Below are 21,366 nucleotides of genomic sequence, written 5' to 3' on the forward strand. Positions count from 1 at the left end.
GGGGTAATATTTAATAAAAATTCTTAGTCTAATTTGGCGCCAGAAGCCTTAGCAACGGCAGCCCAACGCTTAACATCAGCACTCACAAATTTTCCAAATGCTTCGCCTGAAAGGGTTGGAGTTTCGGAACCGTTATTAGTCCAGATAGTTTTGAGCTCAGGCGTATTCAGCGCCTTCTGTGTCTCAGCAATCATCTTGTCAACGATCGGTTGCGGAGTTCCTTTAGGAGCAAACAAGCCATACCATGTAGAAACCTCGTAACCCACTAAACCAGCTTCAGCTGCAGTAGGTACGTTCGGAAATCCTGGAGCGCGCTTTTGTGATGCAACTGCCAAAGCAACAATCGAGCCATTCTTAATTTGTGCGGCTGAAGAACCCAATCCGTCGAACTCGATATCTACCTGACCAGCAATTAGGTCTTGCATAGCTGGGCCAGCACCACGATAAGGGATGTGCGTAATAAAGGTTTTGGTCAACATCTTGAATTGCTCGCCTGCCAGATGATGTGTAGATCCATTACCTGCGCTGGCGTAGTTGAACTTACCTGGGTTTTTCTTCAATAGTGCAATAAATTCTTTCAAGTCTTTCACTTGAACATTCTTAGGATTAACAACGATCACCTGCGGTGGACTTGCAATCATTGCAACTGGCACAAAACTTTTCTCGATGTCGTAATCCAAGTTTGGATACATGGAAGGTGCAATTGCATGGTGCGCTGCACCCACAAAAAAGGTATATCCATCTGGAGCAGCCTTAGCAGCAATAGAGGCGCCCAAGGTTCCACCTGCGCCACCACGATTATCAATAATAATTTGCTTACCCAATTGCTTAGTCAACTGTGTTGCCAATGGTCGCGCAAAAGCGTCTGTACCACCGCCCGCAGGAAAGGGCACAACAAAGGTAATCGGTTTATTGGGCCACTCTTGCGCCATCACCACCAAAGGGGCAGCGCAAACCAAAAGAATTGCCTTCTTGATCATTGCCGAAAGGCTTAATTGGTTAATCATCTTCATCTCCTCCACTTGCCACTATTTCATGGCTATGTTCATTATTAATACCGCTGAATCGCACACCATACTACCTTCTGGATCTTGATGCCCAGTTTGCTTATTAAACCCTAAAGTGAATCTCTTTGGATTCTGCCTTGGGGCATCTCCTCCTCAATTCCTTATCAGGGTGCCATCAAGCGCCCTACCGATCTTGAATACACGATTTCGCCATTGGCAAATTTCTCATGGTTTTCTTCCACATTCCCTAGATCATAGAGATAGTTCACCATCAAACCCGCTGACTGACGCAAGCCTTTACGAGATAAATCTCCCGCCCAATTCACCAAATGCAACTTAGCGCCATTGCCTAAATGGAACTTAGCAACTGGATTGCCATTACGACCAGTAGAACCTAGACCCAAATAGATAGAGGCTAAACAAAGCAAAGACTCTTGCTCTTTAGGTGATGCCAAATCGGGATGCCATCCAGCACTGAGTTTTTCTGTCCATGACTGCGCATCTAACTTAAGATTTGCTAATGCCTGGTCTCGTGCCGCCCGTAAGTTTGGCTTCAATCTTTCTGCAGGCACATCCTCACCCAAGTTAGCACCAGCAGATACCCAATCCATAAATCCAGGTATCGGCGATAGAGTAACAAAGGTTTTGAGCCCTGGGAATTCAGCATGTAACTGCTCGGCAACACGCTTAATTAAGAAGTTGCCCATTGATACGCCACGCAGACCCGGCTCACAGTTGCTAATTGAATAGAACACCGCTACTTTGTATTGCGATGGCTGATCCACTGTCTCAGCCTTCTTATCCACCAAGGGCGTAATAACGGTCGGGATCTCGGGTAATAAGGCCACTTCCACAAAGATCAAAGGCTCGCTAGGCAGCTGCGGGTGGAAGAAGGCAAAGCAACGGCGATCAGGCTGTAGGCGGCGACGTAAATCATCCCAGCCATCAATGGCGTGCACTGCTTCATGTTGAATCAATTTCTCCAAAACCTCTGCAGGTGATTTCCAGTCAACACGATGCATCTTCAAAAATCCTGGATTGAACCAAGATGACAGAAGATGGCGCATATCAAAATCGACTGCTGCTAGCTCGGGCTTCTTATCTAAGATTTGCAAAAGATCTCGCCGCATTTGCACCACAGCAGCAGTTCCATGACCGGCACGATTTAAGCGGCGGAACAATTCTTGCCTAGGAGATTCAGAAACTTTTTGTAATTGAATGTAATTGCGCGCTGTAGATTCGGCAGCAAAATTTTGTGCAGCCTTAAGAACTGCATCGACTTGAGGATTTAATTTCTCAAATAAATAAGTAAAGAATGCAATGTGTTGGTCTTTTGTCAGCTTACGATAGTTGTTCACAACATCGTCAGCCATGCTGACTGCATTAGATTCGCCTCGCTCAGAAATCAAGCGCTTAATGGCGTTGTTTGCCTTTGATAGGTTGCGGGCTTTTGCTAACTTTTCGAGCATGTAATCTTTTCAAATAAGAAAAACGACAAAATTAAGATCGAGTTCAATTTATTACTCAGAACATGCAAAATCAATTAAGTTAAATGAATAATTATTAACTTAAAGTTAAGTATAGGCGCAAAACCTTAGGGTAAATCAGGAGTTTTTGCGATGCAGCATGCGGGCTTCAGCCGCTAAAGCCAAAATATTGGGGTTTGATTCATTAGCCTGAAGATACATTAGGCCAATACGTTGAATCACCTGGTATTTAGGTAATAAAGGCGTAAATTCGATTGCATCGCCCATTAGCGCCCTTACCCTACCGGGCAACAAGGAATGTCCCAGATCACCGGAAACCATATTCATTAGGGAAAAGATATCGCCCACCCTCATAACTACATCAGGTTTAAAACCAGCAAGCTGAAATGCCTCATAAAACCCCGAGGTAGTAGCAAAGCCATCTTGAAGGGTAAGAAATTTCTTATGTTGATATTCTGATAGGTCAATATCGGCTGCGGCAGGCTTACTGCCTTTTGAAGAGGCCAGAAATAACTGATCCTCAAAAAGAGAGACAACCTGGACGCCCTCAGGCAAGTCGTGCGCTGGAACAGCAATGACAACTGCATCAACACTGCCCTCAGTCAAGCGCTTCATCAACTCTTCATTAGACCCAAGAAATAAGTCGATATCTAAATCGGGCCTGCGGATTTTGGTGCCCATGATCATGCGAGGAATGATGTTGGCAGTCAGGGAATACATAGACCCTAGGCGAATTTGCCCGCTTTCAACCCCTGCTTTAGCCCTCGTCTTTTTTAGAATGCGATCTACGTCTGATAGCAAATCATTACTTGCCTCAGCTAAATAGATTGCCGCTGGCAAGGCTTTTAATTGGCGCCCCTCTTTAACAAATAAAGGGCACCCAATCCCTGACTCAAGAGAGTGCAATGCCTTGTGAATGCTGACTGAGCTCAAGTGCAACTCTTCTGCAGTTCGCGAGAGGCTTCCAGTTCGCACGAAAGAACAAAGAATCTCTAACTTTCGCAGCGTCAGTTCTTCATTCAACATAGAGGGCGATGGACTTTAAATACTTTTAGATTTAAATGCGGTCATCAAATAGATGCCAAATAGAATCATTGGCACGCATAACCATTGACCCATCGACAAGCCTAGACCAAGAAGACCAAGGAACGCATCTGGTTCACGCGCGTATTCGGCTAAGAAACGGCAAATACCGTAACCCAATAAGAAGAATCCAGACACCTGACCTACGCGCCTTGGTTTGCCTGCATAAATCCAGAGCGTAATACCAAGTAATACACCCTCACCTAGCAGTTGATAAATTTGCGAGGGGTGACGCGGTACAGAATCTACTAATGGGAACACCATTGCCCAAGGCAAATCTGTAGGCCTACCCCAGAGCTCTCCGTTAATAAAGTTACCAAGTCGACCAAAAGCTAAACCAAATGGAACGAGTGGAGCTACTAAATCACTAACAACAAAGAAAGTGGTCTTCCGTTTTTTAGCAAACCAGTAAAGAGCAGCAAGCACTCCTAGCAAGCCACCATGGAAAGACATACCACCTTCCCAGATTTTGAAAATACTCAAGGGATTGGCCAAGTAAAAGCCAGGCATATAAAACAAGGTATAGCCTAAGCGCCCACCAAGCACAACACCGAGAACACCAGCAAAGAGGAGATCCTCAAGATCTTTATAAGTCCAGCCTAAAGCCTGATAACGCGGCGCTCGAATACGTAAGCGACCTAATAGCAAAAACTGCACAAAAGCCATCAGATACATCAAGCCATACCAGTGAATGGCAAAGGATCCAATACGAATTGCTGCGGGGTCAAACTGAGGATGAATCAACATGAATATTAACTTTTGGATTGATCAAAGTTATGCAACTCGTGACCTAGATCCCGGTAGGCTTTATAGCGTTCGCGCCCAGCTAAACGCTCAGCCTCATTGACAGTAACTACCTCAACGATTCTAGGGAAGCGCGCAACTAGAGCGGCTACATCCGCAGGCATACACATACCCAGGTGAATCATCACATCCGCATGAGGTACGTTATTTAGGGCGGAGGAAGTAAAGTCGTCTGTCAAAACAATGGGCGTTTCTGCTGCGGCCTCGTCTTCGATAAAGCAGTGCGGTAAAAAATCAGCGCCACTAAATGACCACAAAAGATCATTTAACTTTTGGAGATCAGCTTTCTCACCAACCATCACGATATTACGAACAGGCTCGCCTTCAGGCGTGGCACTCCAAATCTTGCGTGTTAAACGACAGGCGTATTCCAGCTTGTCGTTTACATTGCTATGAAAATCAATTCGTGCCATTCGGTATCTATCCAAAACTTCTCAAGTTCTTACTTACGTTCAAGCAAGAAGTTCACCAACAAGGGAACTGGACGACCTGTGGAGCCTTTGGCGGCACCACTCTTCCAGGCTGTTCCTGCAATATCCAAGTGAGCCCATTTGTATTTCTCTGTAAAGCGTGACAAGAAACATGCTGCCGTCACGCTTCCTGCTGGACGTCCGCCAATATTGGCGACATCTGCAAAATTCGATTTGAGTTGCTCATGATAAGCAGCATCTAAGGGCAAGCGCCATACGGTATCCAAAGAAGCATGACCAGCTTTAGTGAGCTCACTCACCAAGCCTTCGTCTTCAGAAAATAAACCGCTATGCACATGACCCAAAGCAATTATGCATGCGCCAGTTAAGGTGGCGATATCAATCACCGCTGCGGGTTTAAAGCGTTCAACATAAGTTAAGGCATCACACAATATGAGACGGCCTTCTGCATCGGTATTGAGAATCTCAATCGTCTGCCCAGACATGCTCTTCACAATATCGCCTGGTCGCGTAGCTTGACCTGATGGCATATTTTCACAAGTAGGAATAACGCCAATGACATTCTTCTTTAAATTCATTAAAGAAACGGCGTACATGGTGCCTATCACTGATGCAGCACCACACATGTCGTACTTCATCTCATCCATCGCTTCGCCTGGCTTGAGTGAGATACCGCCCGTGTCAAAAGTAATTCCTTTGCCAACTAAGACAATCGGGGCCTCGCCCGCTTTGCCGCCTTGGTGACGCATCACAATAAACTGAGGTGGAGTATCAGAGCCTTTCGCAACCGACAAGAAGGAGCCCATTCCTAAGGCTTCAATCTGTTTGCGTCCTAGCACTTCCACTTTCAAGCCCGCCTTCTTGCTCAAGCCTTGTGCAGTCTTACCTAAATATGTTGGCGTACAGACATTGGGCGGAAGATTACCCAAATCTTTCGCTAAGTTCATACCCTCAACCATGGCTACACCCTGCTCTACAGCAGCCTTCAGCTCTTTTGCACAATCATCATTACCAGCAAACACTAAATGTTTAAATGTATCTGCTTTATCTTTCGCTTTAAATTTCATGGCAGGCTGACGAACGCCAAAACGATAGGCTTGATCGCCAGCGTATTGAACGGTCAGGCGCACCTCTTCTGCGATGAAATCTGCTTTATGGGAAAGCGCAAAACTTGGAGTAAACCAAAGTGCATTCTCAATTGAGCCGCCGCTCAGCACCTTCAAAGCTGCGCGAGCTACTTTGGAATAAGTAGTCAAACTACGTTCGCTAGCAAGATGAACGTCACCCAAAGCAACTAGCAATATGCGTTTTGCTTTAACACCACTAGCAGTCCAAGATTTTTCTGCTCGCAACATGCAAACGGAAGCCTGCTTAGGATCTAAATCCCCAACAACATTAGCGTGATTAACAGAACCTCCAAGCAAGAGATCCAGCTCCGGCAAAAAGCCAGCTTTGGCCTTGGCGCCTTTAGCCCCAGAGAAACTATCAAAATCTGCTTTTGAGAAGGCCAAGACCAAACAGTCGGTGTTGTGACCCAATAGAGATTTGAGGCTAGATTTCTGGAGTTTTGGGCTCTGCAGGTCGGCTTGAGGGAAAATCTTGGTACTAAATTGAATTGTCATAATCTATTACGGTATTTTGGTCGAATCAAAAGAGGGGAAATTGCTAATCCGGGACGTTTATCCATTATCCTCCGACATGAGAATAGTCTCCCTTATCGATAGCAATATAAGCCATTTATAGCCCCTAATAACCCCACGAATCCAGACCCTTATTTTTCATGATTTTTAAACAGGCCCTCCGCCGCGAACTCAGTTTTACGACTGGTGGGGTGTTTTTGGTCTTAGTCACCATCATGGTGACTACTTTGGTTATCCGAATCTTGGGCTATGCCGCCAACGGCGCAGTCAACCCTGAGGATGCGCTCGTTTTAATTGCCTTAGCCACTTTGGGTTATCTCGCCGTTCTTTTAACGGTCTCGCTGTTTGTAGCAACCCTCATTGTTTTAGTCCGCTGGTACAAAGATTCCGAAATGATCGTTTGGTTTGCAAGTGGCTTAAGCGTCACCAATCTCATTCGCCCCATTTTGCAATTTGCTACGCCACTCATCATCGTCATCGCCTTACTTGCACTTTTTGTTTGGCCATGGGCAAATCGAGAATCCACTCTAATCAGTCAACGTTTTCAACAACGTGATGATGTATCAATGGTGAGCGCTGGGCAATTTAAAGAATCCGCAAAAGCAGAACGTGTTTTCTTTATTGAAGAGCTCGATGTAGATAAGAGTGAAGTAAAAAATATCTTTGTGGCGGATTCTAAGAATGGTCGCCTGAGTATTGCGGTGTCCTCTACTGGCTATATCCAAAATTCAGAGGGTGGAGAAAAGTCTATCGTGCTCAATAACGGTCGGCGCTATGAGGGGCAACCCACTCAGCCCGATTTTAGAATTCTCGAATTTAATGAGTACAGCACCAAGATTCGCAGTAAGGATGCATTAGCCCCTGCACCTCGCGATCGTGAGAAGACCATTACCGAGCTTCTCAACGACCCTAACCCTGCTTCTGTGAACCCTAATCGCGCTGAATTGCTTTGGCGTGTTGGTTTGCCTTTAATGGCTTTGGGTTTAGTGCTAATCGCCATACCACTTGCATATGTAAATCCGCGTCTCGGCAATTACACAGCTATGTTCTATGCGGTATTGATTTACCTGATTTATAGCAACCTGCTGAACCTGACGCAAAATTTTGTTTCACAAGGTAAGGTCAGTGTTTTTGTGGCCATTTGGCCGATACATTTACTTGCTCTTTTGATTGCAACAGTCTTAATTCGCAATCGTATCAACCCCTCACTCAAGTGGTGGCTCCGTCAGTTGCCTGCCTCAATAGCTAGAAAATGAAGCTGCTCTTTCCCTTCATCTATGAGCGCTATTTAGCCAAGCAGATCTATGCTGCTTTTGGGTTCATTCTCTTTGCACTGGTAGCTTTGTTTTTGTTCTTCGATATTTTGAGCGAGCTTGGTTCAGTGCAGGGTGCTTACACACTCCCCTTGGCGCTACTTCACGTTCTCCTGAAGGCACCAAGCCGTATTTCAGAAATTATTCCGATTGCAGGCTTGATTGGCAGTATTTATGTATTTGCGATGCTAGCTAGCCAGTCTGAGTTCACCATCTTGCGCATCGCTGGCTTAGATGTGAGACGCGGACTCATTACGCTCACCAAAATCTCTCTTCCATTGATTGCACTTACACTCATCATGAGTGAATGGGTTGGGCCTTACGCAGAAGCCAAGTCCGATCAGATTCGCATGAAAGCTATGGGTTCAGCATACTCATCCCAATTTAGAACTGGTGTCTGGGTAAAAGATCGCTTGCGCGATGAGGATGGCAGTGGCCCTGTTCGTCCTGGGGTCCGCTACGTCAACGTTGGTAAGGTTGATAAGGATAATGAAATTCGCAATATCCGCATGTATGAGTTTGACGACACCTATCACCTGCTCTCCATTCGTAGTGCCGTATCAGGACAGTTTGATGAGACAGGTGTCTGGGTTTTAAACGATGTTACAGAAACTCGTTTCAAAGAAACCAAACAATCAGACCCACTTAATCCTGTTTTTTCTGCGCAGACTTTTACTCATCCAATTGTTACTCTAGAGTCCGAAGTCACGCCACAAATTTTGAGCGTGCTTTTAATTAGCCCTGAAAAAATGTCTATTGTGAGTTTGGGCCGCTTCATCTCTCATCTGCGTGATAACAAACAAGATGCGCATAGGCATTCGATTGCCTTCTGGAAAAAAGTCATTTACCCATTCACCATTTTTGTGATGCTCACTTTGGCGCTTCCCTTTGCTTACTTGAAGGTACGTGCAGGAAGCGTTGGTATTAAAGTATTCGGCGGCATCATGCTAGGTATGAGCTTCCAGCTCTTCAACTCCCTATTCTCAAACGTAGGACTTTTGGGTTCCTGGCCTGCGTTGATCACTGCTCTTACCCCGCCTTTGCTGTATTTCCTCTTAGCCCTGGTTGGATTGCGCTGGGTTTCTAAGGCTTAATACCTAAAAATCATTTAGAATGTAATTCCTATATCGTTGTTGATATATAGATAGGAATCCTCATGAATCTGCATCAATTCCGCTTTGTACGTGAAGCCGTTAGACAAAACTTCAACTTAACAACCGCTGCCAAAGCTCTGTTTACATCACAACCTGGCGTATCCAAGGCCATCATCGAGCTAGAGGATGAGTTGGGCGTTGAGATCTTCCGCCGTCATGGCAAACGCATTCGCTCCCTTACAGAGCCCGGCAAACGGATTTTGAGCTCGATTGAGCGCATCCTAGATGAAGTGGAAACACTAAAACGAGTAGGTAAGGATTTTGCTAGTCAAGATCAAGGCAGTTTTGTAATTGCCACCACCCACACGCAAGCACGCTATGCCCTCCCTAAAGTACTTACTGAATTTACTAAACGCTTTCCAAAGGTGAAGGTCAGCATTCAGCAAGGCAGCCCAGGTCAAATCGCTGAATTACTCACGCATGATCGTGCAGATATTGCAATTGCAACCGAAGGCATTGCCAATACTCCAGGCGTACTCGCACTACCAGGCTATCAATGGCATCACGTATTGATGGTGCCGCTAAGCCATCCACTACTCAACCAAGCAACGTTAACGCTAGAAGAGATCGCTAAGTACCCCATCATTACCTATGACAAAGCATTCGCGGGTCGCAGCAAGATTGATGCAGCGTTTGCACAAAGAAACATTACGCCTGACATTATTTTGGAAGCGATTGATGCTGATGTGATTAAGACCTATGTTGAAACCGGCATGGGTATCGGCATCGTTGCCGGTCATGCATACGATCCTGATCGAGATCGCAATCTGAAGGTGATTCCTGCGGGGCACTTGTTTGGCAACAACGTCACGCATTTGGGAGTTAAGCAAGGCGCCTACCTGCGCTCATTTGTCTACACTTTTATCGAGCTCTTCTCCCCCACACTCACCAAGAAAATTGTTGAGCAGGCAATGTCGAACGAAAGCGAGACGTACGAGATCTAACCGCGTGCAGTTTGTGATTGAGTCTGATTTTGGGGGTGCCCAAAGACTGATCAGTCTTTGAGTGGTGCCTCGGGGCGGACTCGAACCGCCACGCCTTGCGGCACCGGATTTTGAGTCCGGCACGTCTACCAATTCCATCACCGAGGCAGGTGTTTGCAGTGGAAATTCTGCTTACTTTGCTACTTTGTTACTGCTAAGACATGTGAGTGTAACAAAAAATGGTCAGATACCCCCTACCTTGGGTCTAGAACCCCTTAAAATGAGGTCTTCTAGCCAAATTATTAAAAGGACTTACCCGTATGGCCGGCCATTCGAAATGGGCCAATATTCAGCACCGCAAAGGTCGTCAGGACGAAAAACGCGGCAAGATTTGGACCAAACTCATTAAAGAAATTACCGTAGCTGCCAAATTAGGCGGTGGCGACGTTGCTACTAACCCGCGTTTGCGTTTGGCGATTGATAAGGCCAAAGACTCAAATATGCCCAATGACAACGTGCAACGAGCAATTCAGCGCGGAACTGGCTCACTTGAGGGCGTGAACTACGAAGAAATTCGTTATGAGGGTTACGGTATGAATGGCGCTGCCATCATCGTTGATTGCTTAACCGATAACCGCACTCGTACCGTTGCAGAAGTTCGTCATGCATTTAATAAAAATGGTGGCAACATGGGTACAGAAGGTTCAGTTGCTTTTTTATTCAAACACTGTGGCCAAATGTTGTTTGCTCCTGGCACTAACGAAGATCAACTCATGGAAGTTGCGTTAGATGCTGGTGCAGAAGATGTCATCACTCATGATGATGGATCTTTAGAAGTGTTATGCCCTGTTCCGGATTTCTCAAAAGTACAGGATGCCATTAGTCAAGCAGGCCTTAAGCCTGAGCTGGCAACCGTTGCTATGCGCCCTGAGACTGAGATCGCTCTTGAAGGTGAGCAAGCAGAAAGCATGCAGAAATTGCTGGATGCACTTGAGAACTTGGATGACGTTCAAGAAGTCTTTACGAATGCTGAACTTTGATTTCTGAATTTAATTTTTTAATTACCTCATTTAAATAATAGATAGCTTGTTATGAAAATTCTACTGATCGGATCTGGCGGACGCGAACATGCGCTAGCTTGGAAACTAGCTCAATCCCCACAAGTACAAACAGTCTATGTTGCGCCGGGTAATGGCGGAACTGCCACTGCCAAACAGACTGCTACGGGCATTGAGAACCTGCCGATCACCGGGTTACAGGAACTTGCTGATTTTGCTAAGCGCGAGAAAATTCACCTGACAGTAGTTGGTCCTGAAGCTCCTTTAGCTGCAGGCATCGTAGATGTATTCCGTAATAATGGCTTGCGTATTTTTGGGCCAACCCAATTGGCTGCGCAATTAGAGTCCTCTAAAGACTTCTCTAAAGCCTTTATGAAGCGTCATGGTATTCCGACTGCGGATTACCAAACTTTTTCTAGCGCTTTAGAAGCTCATGCTTACATTGATGCTAAAGGTGCGCCGATTGTGATTAAGGCTGATGGGCTTGCGGCAGGCAAAGGCGTAGTCGTTGCCATGAGTCTTGAAGAGGCGCATGCCGCAGTGGACATGATGTTGGCTGATAACAAATTAGGTAATGCTGGTGCCCGCGTAGTCATTGAAGAATTTCTCACAGGTGAAGAAGCTAGCTTCATTGTTTTGGTTGACGGTAAAAATGTTTTAGCTTTGGCAACAAGCCAGGATCACAAACGACTGCTTGATGCTGATCAGGGTCCAAATACCGGCGGTATGGGTGCTTACTCCCCTGCCCCAGTGGTTACTCCAGAAATCCATGCACGTGCATTACGTGAAGTGATCATGCCAACCGTGAATGGCATGAAAGCTGATGGCATTCCTTATACCGGCTTCTTGTATGCAGGCTTGATGATCGCACCTGATGGCAAGATCAAGACCCTTGAATTTAATTGCCGCATGGGCGACCCAGAGACTCAACCAATCATGGCGCGTCTGCGTAGCGATCTTGTGAACGCCTTAGATCATGCTGTGGATGGCACACTCAATGAAGTTGAGCTGGAATGGGATCGCCGTACCGCTCTTGGCGTGGTGCTCGCTGCTCATAACTACCCTGATACTCCACGGGCTGGCGATGTCATTACAGGCATCCCCGCTGATACCGAAGATCAAATTACTTTCCATGCTGGCACAAAACTGCAAGATGGCAAGGTAGTCACTTCTGGTGGACGTGTGATGTGCGTTGTTGGACTTGCGGATACTGTCCGTGGCGCCCAACAAAAAGCGTACGAAGCCATCAATCACATTAAGTTCGATGGCATGCAATATCGCAAAGATATTGGCTATCGCGCCATTAAGTAAACCGATATCGAGTTAGCGCAACCTTGTCAGATCAACACACCCAAATCGATATTGCCGCCTTAAAAGATTACTTTTTAGGATTGCAAGAACGCATCACCACTGCAATGAGTGCTTTGGATGGCAAAGTCTTTGTTGCGGATGAATGGCATAAGCCTGAAGACAGCAAACTCAAAGGGCATGGTCGCACCTGCATTCTGGATGGCGGTAATATTCTAGAAAAAGGTGGCGTAGGTTTCTCACACGTTCGCGGCGACCAAATGCCGCCCTCAGCATCGCATCACCGCCCAGAGGTCGCGGGCCGTAGCTTTGAAGCAATGGGTGTCTCTTTGGTGTTTCACCCAAATAACCCCAAAGTACCGACTACACATATGAATGTGCGCTGCTTTATTGCGCAAGCCCCTGGCAAAGAACCAGTTTGGTGGTTTGGCGGTGGCTTTGATCTCACACCCTATTACGGCGTTGATGAAGACTGTAAACATTTTCATCAAACCGCTAAAGATGCCTTAGATCCTTTTGGTGAAGAGCTCTATCCTCGCTTCAAGAAGTGGTGTGATGAATACTTCTATTTAAAGCATCGTGAAGAGCCACGCGGCATTGGCGGCGTTTTCTTTGACGACTTTAATGAACTCGGTTTTGAAAAGAGTTTTGCGATGACTCGCGCAGTGGGTGATGCATTCATTAATGCTTACCTGCCTATTGTGCAGCGTCGCCATCAAGATAACTTTACTCCTGAAGAAAAGGCTTTCCAAGAATATCGCCGTGGCCGCTATGTGGAATACAACCTCATCTTTGATCGAGGTACCATCTTTGGCCTGCACTCTGGTGGTCGTACCGAATCTATTTTGATGTCAATGCCTCCAGTGGTTCAGTGGTGGTACAACTGGCAGCCTAAGCCTGGCACGCCAGAAGCTAAGCTGTATGACTACTACCTCAAGCCACGCGATTGGCTAGCGTGAGCATCCATCATTGAGCGCTATTAAAAAAATTGGCATTCTGGGGGGCACGTTTGATCCTCCTCATGTTGGCCACCTCAAACTAGCTACGCATTTTGCCAAGCTACTGCGCTTAGATGCGCTCCTACTGATACCTAGTGGTGAGCCATGGCAAAAAGGCGCCTGCATCACTTCAGCAGAAATGCGTTTTAGATTGACTGAAGCTGCTGGCATTGATTTAGCTCGTGCGTTTTTGTATTTAAAGATATCGACTCAGGTGGGAATTGATCGCATAGAAATAGATCGTGCCGGCCCAAGTTACGCCATTGATACCGTGAAAGCACTGCGCGAGCGATTTGGAGTGGATGCCAGCCTAACTTGGCTCATGGGAGCTGATTCCTTGGTTGCACTACCCAGCTGGAACTCCTGGGAAAAGCTCAGCCAATACGTGAATTTTGCCGTAGCCACTAGACCTCACCATGACTTAAAAGAGCAAATCAGCTCTGAAGTGGGTCAATTTCTGCAAGAACATCAGACAAAAGATGCTGCCGCTCTTGAAAAATGCGCTGCAGGCCTCATATATATCGATGAAAGCCTCAATGTCGACTTGTCCTCTACCGAGTTAAGAGATCGCCTCAAATCCAGCTCCAGAAGCGCCATAGCATCTGAGCAAATTCCAACCCACACCCTAGAAATCATTACAAATCTGGGCTTGTATCAGTAATCAAGCTAAGATCACCCTAAATACAAAAATTATTGTCGAGAAAATATGGACTTACGTAAATTACAACGCGTCGTGATTGATGCTCTGGAAGATGTGAAGGCGCAAGATATACGCGTCTACGACACCACCAAATTAAGTGAATTATTTGACCGGGTCATTATTGCCACTGGTTCAAGTAATCGTCAAACTCGCTCATTAGCAATGTCCGTTAAAGAGGAGGTAAACGCCAAAGGTGGCGAAGTCATCTCTATTGAAGGCTTGGAGACTGGTGAATGGGTATTGGTTGATTGTGGCGATATCGTCGTGCACATTTTGCAACCGATGCTGCGCTCTTACTATCAGCTAGAAGGCATGTGGGGCGCTAAGCCTGTACGTGTGAAATTGGCTGGTAGCAAAGGTCTTGCCAAAGCTAGCGAATCTGAAGACGACGACGAATAACTTCGTCGTTAAAAGCATCGATGCGCCTCACCATTGTTTCAGTTGGTCATAAGATGCCTGATTGGGTTGCAACCGCAACCCATGACTACATTAAAAGAATGCCTGCAGACTGCAGCATTGAAATCAAAGAAATCAAACCAGACCTGACGCCTGCTAAAGAGGCCGTCAAAATTGCTGCCGCCATTCCGAAGGGCTCAAGAGTCATTGCCTTAGATGAGCGCGGCAAAGACCAAACTACTCAAAACTTAGCTACTCAATTGGCCAGTTGGCGCCAAGAGGGTTTTGATATCACCTTCTTAATTGGTGGTGCAGATGGCTTAGATCCCAGCCTGAAAACCACTGCTCAGGCAATGTGGCGCCTCTCCAGCCTCACCCTTCCCCACGCTATGGCTAGAGTGCTGCTGGTAGAGCAACTCTATCGTGCTTGGACCATTCTGCAGGGTCACCCCTACCATCGTGAGTAATCTTGTGAGCCCATTTATTTATCTCGCCTCACAAAGTCCGCGTCGCCAAGAACTCTTAAAACAAATTGGTGTTCGCTTCGAAATGCTTTTACCAAGTGCCGATGAGGATAGTGAAGGGATTGAAGCGCCTCTCCCCCAAGAAAAAGCTCGCGTGTATGTTGAAAGAGTTACCTTGGCAAAAAGTGTAGCGGCACTCTCTCGTTGGCAAAAAAGCAATTTACCTTGGGCTCCGATTCTTTGTGCGGATACTACGGTTAGCCTACCCAACAGTCCAGATGGTGAAATTTTAGGGAAACCAAGCAATGCAGCAGATGCTGCGCGGATTCTAAATATGCTCAGCGGCAAAGTACATGAGGTATTAACCGCCGTTGCCATAACGCCAGCCCCAACAGAAATTCCCAAGATTTTGGTACAGGTATCACGCGTGCAATTTGCAGAGCTATCCCCAACGCAGATTGACGCCTATATCGCCAGCGGCGAACCCTTTGGTAAAGCTGGGGCTTATGGCATTCAGGGTCTAGGGGGCGCTTTTATTCCCTCTATCCAAGGAAGTTATAGCGGTATCATGGGATTACCCATCTATGAAACCCAACAATTACTAGAAATTGCCGGCCTGAATCGCGTATGAACGAAGAAATACTGATCAATATCACCCCGCAAGAAACGCGTGTTGCTTTAATTCAGCAAGGGGCTGTTCAGGAGCTTCAAATTGAGCGCACTCGCCAACGCGGCATTGTGGGCAATATTTATTTAGCTAAAGTTGTTCGCGTCTTGCCTGGTATGCAATCAGCGTTTATTGAGATTGGCTTAGAGCGCACTGCTTTTATGCACGTAGCAGATATCACCCAAAACAATCCCCAAGCGCAAATTGAAAAGCTATTGTTTGAAGGTCAAACACTTTTAGTTCAGGTGCTCAAAGATCCTTTAGGTACAAAAGGCGCACGTCTTACAACCCAATTAAGTATTGCTGGGCGGAATTTGGTTTACCTTCCTCCAGCAGGTAGTGATACCGCTACCGAAAAATATATTGGCGTTTCTCAGCGAATCGACCAACCTGAGGAGCGCGAAGCCATCAAGACTCGTCTCGCCAGATTGATGGCTGCAGATGAAAAAGGTGGGATTATCGTTCGCACGAGTGCGCAGGATGCCTCAGATACTGAACTACAGCATGACATGCTTTACCTACGCACTACCTGGGACAACATCCATGCAGCCATGAAACACAATCCTGCGCCCACCCTGCTCTATCAAGACCTCAGCCTGGCTGAACGAGTATTGCGGGATGTGGCTGGAGAAGAAACTACCCAGATTCGCGTGGATTCGGCTGAGAATTTCGAGAAGCTCAAAGCATTTACTAATTCTTACATGCCCAATCTATTGGGCAAGCTGACATTACATCGTGGCGAGCGCGCCCTCTTTGATTTATTTGATGTCGATGCTGAGATTAATAAGGCGCTGGGTCGCAGAGTTGATCTCAAGTCGGGTGGCTATCTGATGATTGATCAAACAGAGTCTATGACTACGATTGATGTGAATACTGGCAGCTATGTCGGCGCACGCAATCTTGATGACACTGTCTTTAAAACCAATTTAGAGGCAGCCCAAGCAATCGCTCGACAGCTACGCTTACGCAATCTAGGTGGAATCATCATTATTGATTTCATCGACATGATTGGCAAAGATCATCAAGAATCTGTGCTGCATGAACTTAAGCGCAATCTTGAGCGCGATCATGCGCGCACCTCAGTGAGCGACTTCTCCGCTTTAGGTTTGGTAGAGATGACGCGCAAACGTACTCGTGAATCTTTAGCTCATATTACCTGTGAGCCATGTGCTACCTGCCTTGGAAAGGGTGAGGTTAAAACTGCACAAACGATTTGCTACGAGATTTTGCGTGAGATTGTGCGGGAGCACCGCCAATTTAATCCAAGAGAATTTAGGATTGTGGCTGCACCAGATGTCATTGACCTCTTCTTAGAAGAGGAGAATCAATTCTTAGCACAACTCGGTGACTTTATTGGAAAACCCATCACCCTCCAGGCAGAGGGTAGCTTCCGCCAAGAACAATACGATATTGTTCTTAGTTAATTTCGACTGTTAATTAAGCATTAGAAAACTGAATACGATGCAAGTTGGCATAAAGTCCATCTTGCTTAATCAGCTCTTCGTGTGAACCATTTTCAATGACTTTACCGTGCTCTAGCACCACAATACGATCGGCGTGTTCAATAGTCGATAAGCGATGGGCAATGACCAAAGTCGTCCTACCAGCCATTAAGCGCTCGAGCGCATCCTGAACCTGACGTTCAGATTCAGAATCCAAAGCGGAAGTTGCCTCATCCAAGATCAAAATCGGAGCGTCCTTATAGATCGCACGTGCAATTGCTAAACGCTGGCGTTGCCCACCAGATAAGCGATTGCCGTTATCACCCACCATAGAATCAATACCTTCGGGTAGCTCCTTAATTAATGCGCTTAAATTAGCAGCCTCAAGTGCCTCAATAACGCGACCGCGATCAATACCTTCTTGACCACTAGCTCCGTATGCCACATTAGCGGCAATGGTGTCATTGAACAGAATGACATCCTGACTCACAAACGCAATTTGACGGCGTACATCAGCCAATACGATATCTTCTAGCGGAATATCATCCAAGAAAATATGGCCCCTGGTGGGCTTATAGAATCGAGGCAATAAGTTTACGAGTGTAGATTTACCGCCACCAGATGGGCCCACAAAAGCAACAACTTCGCCAGGTTTAATAGAGAGATTAACATCGCTGAGTGCATCCTTGCGATCGCCCTCTTGTCCGTATGCAAATCCGACATTCTCAAATCGAATACCGCCTTTAGCCTTATCAAGCGGCTTCATGTTTTGCTTGCGCTCTTCACCCTCTTCAAAAGGTTGATCCATTAATCCAAAAATCATCTCTGCTGCAGTGAGGCCGCGTTGGAGAGGTTGATTAATATCGGCCAAGTGCTTCAGCGGTGAAATCACCAACATCATGGCGGTAATGAAAGCTGCAAAACCCCCAACAGTAGTGCCTTCAGTGGCCGATTGCATCAAGGCAATCACGAGGACCACGGATAAGGCCATAGAAGCAATCAACTGAGTAATGGGTTGATTCAAACCACCCGCTACTGCAGACTTCAAGGCAAACTGACGTGCGCGCTCGGCCTTTTGCTTAAAGCGATTCATTTCATACTCTTCAGCGCCATGAACTTTAACAATTTTGTAACCAGCAGCGGCTTCTTCAACAATATAAGCAAGATCGCTAGTAAGTGTTTGTTGTTCACGATTAAGCGATCTGAGTCGACGATTAATTTTGCTCATGATGAATGCAATCACCGGGAAAATAATCAAAACAACTAAAGTCAATTGCCAATTTAAATAGATTAAGTAACCCATCAAACCAACTACGGTTAGCGAATCTCGCACCAAGCTGATTAACATGCCGCCCATCACGGTAAGTACATTATTTACCTCGAATACCACACCATTAATTAGAGTTGATGCGGAGTTCTTTTGGAAAAATGATGTGCTGGCATGCAAAAGTGTTTGAAACATTTGCTCACGCAACTTCAACAACACCGCATTAATAACGCGAGTTAATAAATAGTTGGATAAAAATTGAGCCAAACTGCGCACCAAAGCCAAACCCACCAAGAAGACTGGAACCTGCCAGAGCTTGCTATTGAGCTGTCCAGTAAAGCCACGATCTAATAAAGGCTTCATCAGGGCCGGAATGGAGGTCTCGGCGGCGGCTACTACAGCCATAGCCAAAAGAGACCCGATAATCAAGCCAATATGGGGCTTTAGGTATGTAATTAAGCGATTTAAGGCGGTACGGTCTTGAGCATTCATATAATGAATTATGCCCACCTTATCAGTCATACTCATCACCCGCAATGAAGAGGCCAATTTGGACGATTGTCTGGCCTCTCTGGAGGGTATTGCCCAACAGATCGTGGTTGTTGATACCAATAGCTCAGATCGCACCCTAGAAATAGCCAAAAACCATGGTGCAACCATATCCCAGCCATCTGACTGGCCTGGTTTTGGCCCTCAAAAGAACCGTGCATTAGACCTTGCAACCGGGGAATGGGTCTTATCCATAGATGCAGACGAGCGCCTAACCCCAGCCCTCAAATCTGAGATTCTGACGGCAATTCACCATAGCGCCCATGTGGACTGTTTCGCTATCCCTAGACTATCTTGGTACTGCGGTCGTTTTATCCGTCACTCCGGCTGGAGCCCTGACTATGTAGATCGTCTTTTTAAGCGTGGTACCGCCCGCTTCTCAAGTGACCTAGTCCATGAGCGCCTCATTCCCAATGGTCAGGTAGCCAAACTAGAAAACCCACTACTCCATTACAGCTTCATGAACTACTCTCAAGTTCTACAAAAGCTCGATCGCTATTCCACCGCATCCGCAGAGCAAGCATTTGCCAAAGGCAAAACGAGCAGCCCTCTGAAAGCTGTTCTTCATGGCATATGGGCATTTATTCGCACTTATATTATTCGCGCAGGATTCTTAGATGGGGCGCAAGGATTTGCTCTAGCAGTATCTAATGGTCAAGGCACCTACTATCGCTACATCAAGCTTTGGCAGCTCAACCAGGAAGCCAGCAAATGATTTCGATTTTGCTGGCCACTTACAACTGGCCACAAGCACTCAAGCTTTGTCTGGAATCGCTAGCCACTCAAACGGATCAGAACTTTGAGATCATCATTGCAGATGATGGCTCTACCGAGAGCACCAAAACAGTCATTGAATCCTTTAAGTATTCCTCAACGTTTGCTATCACCCATTTGTGGCAGGAAGATATCGGTTTTCGGAAAACCAAAATTCTGAACCAGGCTATTAATGCTGCCCATGGGGACTACTTAATATTTTTAGATGGCGATTGCATCGTGCAACCGGACTTTGTAGCAAGACATCGTCAACTGGCACAAAAAGGATTTTTAGTTACTGGCAGCAGAATTCTTCTCAATGAAAGTCTCACCCAAGAATTACTAACCTGGTCGCAATGGAGTTTTCAGAAGTTCTCATCAGGCTTGCTAGGCAAGAGATTTAGTGGAGGCATTAATAAATACTGGCCTCTTAAAATCAAGCTAGGTAACGGCTCCTGGCGTGATTACAAAAAATTTGTTTGGCGCCGTATCAAAGGCTGCAATATGGCCTGCTGGAAAGCGGATGCCGAAGCTATAAACGGCTTTGATGAAACCATGACGGGCTGGGGTCACGAAGATGCTGACTTTGTATTTAGATTGCAGCAGCACGGCATCACCCGCAAATCGGGCTCTTGGTCTACCGAAGTCTTGCATCTTTTTCATAAAATCAATGATCAAAGTAATGCCGCTGAGAATGCGCGGCGCGTGCGTGAGAAGATTTTGGCTAAGGCACTGTAAGCATTCACAACGATATGACGACTTACTCCAAACTCAAGCCCAAAAAAGTCCTATTCATCGCCACTCGGCAAATCGGCGACGTGCTGGTCACAACACCTCTCATTAGTAAAGCTAGAGAGTTGTGGCCTGAAGCAGAATTTGATTTTTTAGGCTATCGAGGTAAGTTAGAGATGTTGCACGGCAATCCGGACATTGCTGAAGTCATTGAAACCTCAGATCGCCCAGGTTTTAGTGAATACCTCTCCCTATTTAATCGCCTATTTCAGCGCTATGACTTGGCAGTAGTCACCCAACCTAGCGACCGGGCCTACCTATATGGCTTAGTAGCGGCCTTCAGAAGAGTGGGTGTCTTAGGCGGCCATCCTCAAGGCAAAGATTCTACGGATCAACACAAGCGTAGCAAGAGTGAGAAACAAAATGCCTGGAAGAAGTTCATCTGCATGCATACCGTGGATGTTGATTACTTTAATCAACATGTCATTACAGAAAAGCTCCGCCTTCTAGAAGCCTTCTTTAAAAATCCAGCGGATTTATTCTCCCAGCCGATATCAGTGACACCTCCTGAAGGTGAACCTTTGACACCTGACATCGCCAGTGACCTTAAGCAACCCTATGTCGTCATACATCCAGGACCTCTGACCGCTTATAAACGTTGGCCACTCGCATACTGGCAAGAGCTCATTACCTGGTTAGTTAATCAAGGTTTTCAGGTTGTATTAAGCGCTTCACCCGCAAAGCAAGATGTGCAACTCAATCACGACATCATGTCCTTATTGGCTCAAGAAATTAGGGGCAAGGTGATCAACGCTGCGGGTAAGTTATCTATTCCACAGGCGGGCACACTCATTCGGAGTGCTGCTTTATATATTGGTGTTGATACGTCCATCACGCATTTAGCAGCAGCTTGTAACACTCCAACCATCACCCTATTTGGCGCTACTCCGCCAACCAACTTTGGCCCGTGGCCCAATGGCTTTATCGGCGAACAACCTTATCAATTGCGCGCCCGTACACAAACCGTGGGCAATGTCACCATTTTGCAAGGCCCTGGTGAATGCGTGCCATGCCGTAAGGCCGGTTGTCTTGATAAAGCGGATAGCTACAGCGAGTGTTTAGATCTACTAAAACCTAAACAAGTGATTGAAGCAGTTCAAAAAGCGCTAGCAAACTAAATTAGCGTCAGC

General features: G+C 46.3%; 20 protein-coding genes, 1 tRNA gene and 1 pseudogene. 14 read left to right on the top strand and 8 right to left on the bottom strand.

From position 1 onward, the window contains the following. Positions 1-23: 23 nt before the first annotated feature. The 6 genes from QMF28_RS06730 to QMF28_RS06755 all read right to left on the bottom strand — a co-directional run bounded on the left by QMF28_RS06730 (position 24) and on the right by QMF28_RS06755 (position 6,428). Positions 24-980, bottom strand: coding sequence for a Bug family tripartite tricarboxylate transporter substrate binding protein (locus tag QMF28_RS06730; RefSeq protein ID WP_281743654.1), 957 nt, complete (start codon positions 978-980; stop codon positions 24-26). A gap of 191 nt (positions 981-1,171) precedes the next feature. Then, positions 1,172-2,476, bottom strand: a complete 1,305-nt coding sequence (locus QMF28_RS06735; RefSeq protein ID WP_281741867.1) for a malonyl-CoA decarboxylase — start codon at positions 2,474-2,476, stop codon at positions 1,172-1,174. A gap of 135 nt (positions 2,477-2,611) precedes the next feature. Beyond that, complete coding sequence (locus tag QMF28_RS06740; RefSeq protein ID WP_281741869.1) at positions 2,612-3,520, bottom strand: LysR family transcriptional regulator; 909 nt, start codon at positions 3,518-3,520, stop codon at positions 2,612-2,614. Positions 3,521-3,535: 15 nt separating this feature from the next. Further along, on the bottom strand, positions 3,536-4,324 hold the full coding sequence (gene lgt, locus QMF28_RS06745; RefSeq protein ID WP_281741870.1) for a prolipoprotein diacylglyceryl transferase: 789 nt from the start codon (positions 4,322-4,324) through the stop codon (positions 3,536-3,538). Between the two features lie 5 nt (positions 4,325-4,329). Continuing rightward, positions 4,330-4,794, bottom strand: a complete 465-nt coding sequence (locus QMF28_RS06750) for a DNA polymerase III subunit chi (protein WP_281741871.1) — start codon at positions 4,792-4,794, stop codon at positions 4,330-4,332. Between the two features lie 29 nt (positions 4,795-4,823). After that, positions 4,824-6,428, bottom strand: coding sequence for a leucyl aminopeptidase (locus QMF28_RS06755; RefSeq protein ID WP_425594914.1), 1,605 nt, complete (start codon positions 6,426-6,428; stop codon positions 4,824-4,826). A gap of 164 nt (positions 6,429-6,592) precedes the next feature. On the opposite strand from QMF28_RS06755, the gene lptF reads away from it, so the two are divergent. The 3 genes from lptF (at position 6,593) to QMF28_RS06770 (ending at position 9,863) form a co-directional block, all read left to right on the top strand. Further along, a complete protein-coding gene (gene lptF, locus QMF28_RS06760) occupies positions 6,593-7,708 on the top strand; it encodes an LPS export ABC transporter permease LptF (RefSeq protein ID WP_068323891.1) in 1,116 nt (371 codons plus the stop codon). After that, on the top strand, positions 7,705-8,859 hold the full coding sequence (lptG, locus tag QMF28_RS06765) for an LPS export ABC transporter permease LptG (RefSeq protein ID WP_068323894.1): 1,155 nt from the start codon (positions 7,705-7,707) through the stop codon (positions 8,857-8,859). Before lptF ends, lptG begins: the two co-directional genes overlap by 4 nt. A 62-nt stretch (positions 8,860-8,921) precedes the next feature. Continuing rightward, on the top strand, positions 8,922-9,863 hold the full coding sequence (locus tag QMF28_RS06770; RefSeq protein WP_068323897.1) for a CysB family HTH-type transcriptional regulator: 942 nt from the start codon (positions 8,922-8,924) through the stop codon (positions 9,861-9,863). A 62-nt stretch (positions 9,864-9,925) separates the two neighbouring features. Here QMF28_RS06770 and QMF28_RS06775 read toward each other — a convergent pair. Then, a tRNA-Leu gene (locus tag QMF28_RS06775) sits at positions 9,926-10,010 on the bottom strand. Between the two features lie 152 nt (positions 10,011-10,162). Here QMF28_RS06775 and QMF28_RS06780 point away from each other — a divergent pair. The 8 genes and pseudogenes from QMF28_RS06780 to rng all read left to right on the top strand — a co-directional run bounded on the left by QMF28_RS06780 (position 10,163) and on the right by rng (position 16,857). Continuing rightward, positions 10,163-10,882, top strand: a complete 720-nt coding sequence (locus tag QMF28_RS06780; protein WP_281741876.1) for a YebC/PmpR family DNA-binding transcriptional regulator — start codon at positions 10,163-10,165, stop codon at positions 10,880-10,882. Between the two features lie 51 nt (positions 10,883-10,933). After that, entirely contained in the window at positions 10,934-12,211 is a 1,278-nt protein-coding gene (purD, locus tag QMF28_RS06785) for a phosphoribosylamine--glycine ligase (RefSeq protein ID WP_281741878.1), read from the top strand. Between the two features lie 44 nt (positions 12,212-12,255). Next, positions 12,256-13,167: an oxygen-dependent coproporphyrinogen oxidase gene (hemF, locus tag QMF28_RS06790; protein WP_281743655.1), complete on the top strand. Its 912-nt coding sequence runs from the start codon at positions 12,256-12,258 to the stop codon at positions 13,165-13,167. Between the two features lie 10 nt (positions 13,168-13,177). Next, entirely contained in the window at positions 13,178-13,867 is a 690-nt protein-coding gene (locus QMF28_RS06795; protein ID WP_281741880.1) for a nicotinate-nucleotide adenylyltransferase, read from the top strand. 45 nt (positions 13,868-13,912) lie between these two features. Next, positions 13,913-14,302: pseudogene (rsfS, locus tag QMF28_RS06800) on the top strand (ribosome silencing factor); the annotation flags it as partial. 23 nt (positions 14,303-14,325) lie between these two features. Then, entirely contained in the window at positions 14,326-14,769 is a 444-nt protein-coding gene (gene rlmH / locus QMF28_RS06805; protein WP_068323912.1) for a 23S rRNA (pseudouridine(1915)-N(3))-methyltransferase RlmH, read from the top strand. A gap of 4 nt (positions 14,770-14,773) precedes the next feature. Continuing rightward, on the top strand, positions 14,774-15,397 hold the full coding sequence (locus tag QMF28_RS06810) for a Maf family protein (protein ID WP_281743657.1): 624 nt from the start codon (positions 14,774-14,776) through the stop codon (positions 15,395-15,397). Then, positions 15,394-16,857 carry a ribonuclease G gene (rng, locus tag QMF28_RS06815; protein ID WP_281741882.1) on the top strand — a complete coding sequence of 488 codons (1,464 nt, stop codon included), beginning with the start codon at positions 15,394-15,396 and terminating at the stop codon, positions 16,855-16,857. Before QMF28_RS06810 ends, rng begins: the two co-directional genes overlap by 4 nt. Before the next feature lie 13 nt (positions 16,858-16,870). Here rng and msbA read toward each other — a convergent pair whose 3' ends face one another. Next, a complete protein-coding gene (msbA, locus tag QMF28_RS06820) occupies positions 16,871-18,634 on the bottom strand; it encodes a lipid A export permease/ATP-binding protein MsbA (RefSeq protein ID WP_281741884.1) in 1,764 nt (587 codons plus the stop codon). A gap of 10 nt (positions 18,635-18,644) precedes the next feature. Here msbA and QMF28_RS06825 point away from each other — a divergent pair, with 10 nt between their 5' ends. From QMF28_RS06825 to QMF28_RS06835, 3 genes are read left to right on the top strand one after another with little or no spacing between them, the layout of a single operon-like run. Further along, positions 18,645-19,406, top strand: coding sequence for a glycosyltransferase family 2 protein (locus tag QMF28_RS06825; RefSeq protein ID WP_281741886.1), 762 nt, complete (start codon positions 18,645-18,647; stop codon positions 19,404-19,406). Then, the gene (locus tag QMF28_RS06830) at positions 19,403-20,182 is read left to right on the top strand and encodes a glycosyltransferase family 2 protein (RefSeq protein WP_281741887.1); all 780 of its coding nucleotides are present in this window, start codon (positions 19,403-19,405) and stop codon (positions 20,180-20,182) included. Before QMF28_RS06825 ends, QMF28_RS06830 begins: the two co-directional genes overlap by 4 nt. Positions 20,183-20,196: 14 nt before the next feature. Continuing rightward, positions 20,197-21,354 carry a glycosyltransferase family 9 protein gene (locus QMF28_RS06835; RefSeq protein ID WP_281741889.1) on the top strand — a complete coding sequence of 386 codons (1,158 nt, stop codon included), beginning with the start codon at positions 20,197-20,199 and terminating at the stop codon, positions 21,352-21,354. Positions 21,355-21,366 lie beyond the last annotated feature (12 nt).

The organism is Polynucleobacter yangtzensis (assembly GCF_027924165.1).
Classification (GTDB): domain Bacteria; phylum Pseudomonadota; class Gammaproteobacteria; order Burkholderiales; family Burkholderiaceae; genus Polynucleobacter; species Polynucleobacter yangtzensis.

What these genes read in the sequence shown, in the direction of transcription:
- QMF28_RS06735 (WP_281741867.1), bottom strand. Translation starts at nt 2,476, where the DNA reads ATGCTCGAAAAGTTAGCAAAAGCCCGCAACCTATCAAAGGCAAACAAC.
- rng (WP_281741882.1), top strand. Translation starts at nt 15,394, where the DNA reads ATGAACGAAGAAATACTGATCAATATCACCCCGCAAGAAACGCGTGTT.
- rlmH (WP_068323912.1), top strand. Translation starts at nt 14,326, where the DNA reads ATGCGCCTCACCATTGTTTCAGTTGGTCATAAGATGCCTGATTGGGTT.
- QMF28_RS06770 (WP_068323897.1), top strand. Translation starts at nt 8,922, where the DNA reads ATGAATCTGCATCAATTCCGCTTTGTACGTGAAGCCGTTAGACAAAAC.
- lptG (WP_068323894.1), top strand. Translation starts at nt 7,705, where the DNA reads ATGAAGCTGCTCTTTCCCTTCATCTATGAGCGCTATTTAGCCAAGCAG.
- QMF28_RS06750 (WP_281741871.1), bottom strand. Translation starts at nt 4,794, where the DNA reads ATGGCACGAATTGATTTTCATAGCAATGTAAACGACAAGCTGGAATAC.
- lgt (WP_281741870.1), bottom strand. Translation starts at nt 4,324, where the DNA reads ATGTTGATTCATCCTCAGTTTGACCCCGCAGCAATTCGTATTGGATCC.
- QMF28_RS06830 (WP_281741887.1), top strand. Translation starts at nt 19,403, where the DNA reads ATGATTTCGATTTTGCTGGCCACTTACAACTGGCCACAAGCACTCAAG.
- QMF28_RS06740 (WP_281741869.1), bottom strand. Translation starts at nt 3,520, where the DNA reads ATGTTGAATGAAGAACTGACGCTGCGAAAGTTAGAGATTCTTTGTTCT.
- msbA (WP_281741884.1), bottom strand. Translation starts at nt 18,634, where the DNA reads ATGAATGCTCAAGACCGTACCGCCTTAAATCGCTTAATTACATACCTA.
- QMF28_RS06825 (WP_281741886.1), top strand. Translation starts at nt 18,645, where the DNA reads ATGCCCACCTTATCAGTCATACTCATCACCCGCAATGAAGAGGCCAAT.
- QMF28_RS06730 (WP_281743654.1), bottom strand. Translation starts at nt 980, where the DNA reads ATGATCAAGAAGGCAATTCTTTTGGTTTGCGCTGCCCCTTTGGTGGTG.
- QMF28_RS06780 (WP_281741876.1), top strand. Translation starts at nt 10,163, where the DNA reads ATGGCCGGCCATTCGAAATGGGCCAATATTCAGCACCGCAAAGGTCGT.
- lptF (WP_068323891.1), top strand. Translation starts at nt 6,593, where the DNA reads ATGATTTTTAAACAGGCCCTCCGCCGCGAACTCAGTTTTACGACTGGT.
- purD (WP_281741878.1), top strand. Translation starts at nt 10,934, where the DNA reads ATGAAAATTCTACTGATCGGATCTGGCGGACGCGAACATGCGCTAGCT.
- QMF28_RS06835 (WP_281741889.1), top strand. Translation starts at nt 20,197, where the DNA reads ATGACGACTTACTCCAAACTCAAGCCCAAAAAAGTCCTATTCATCGCC.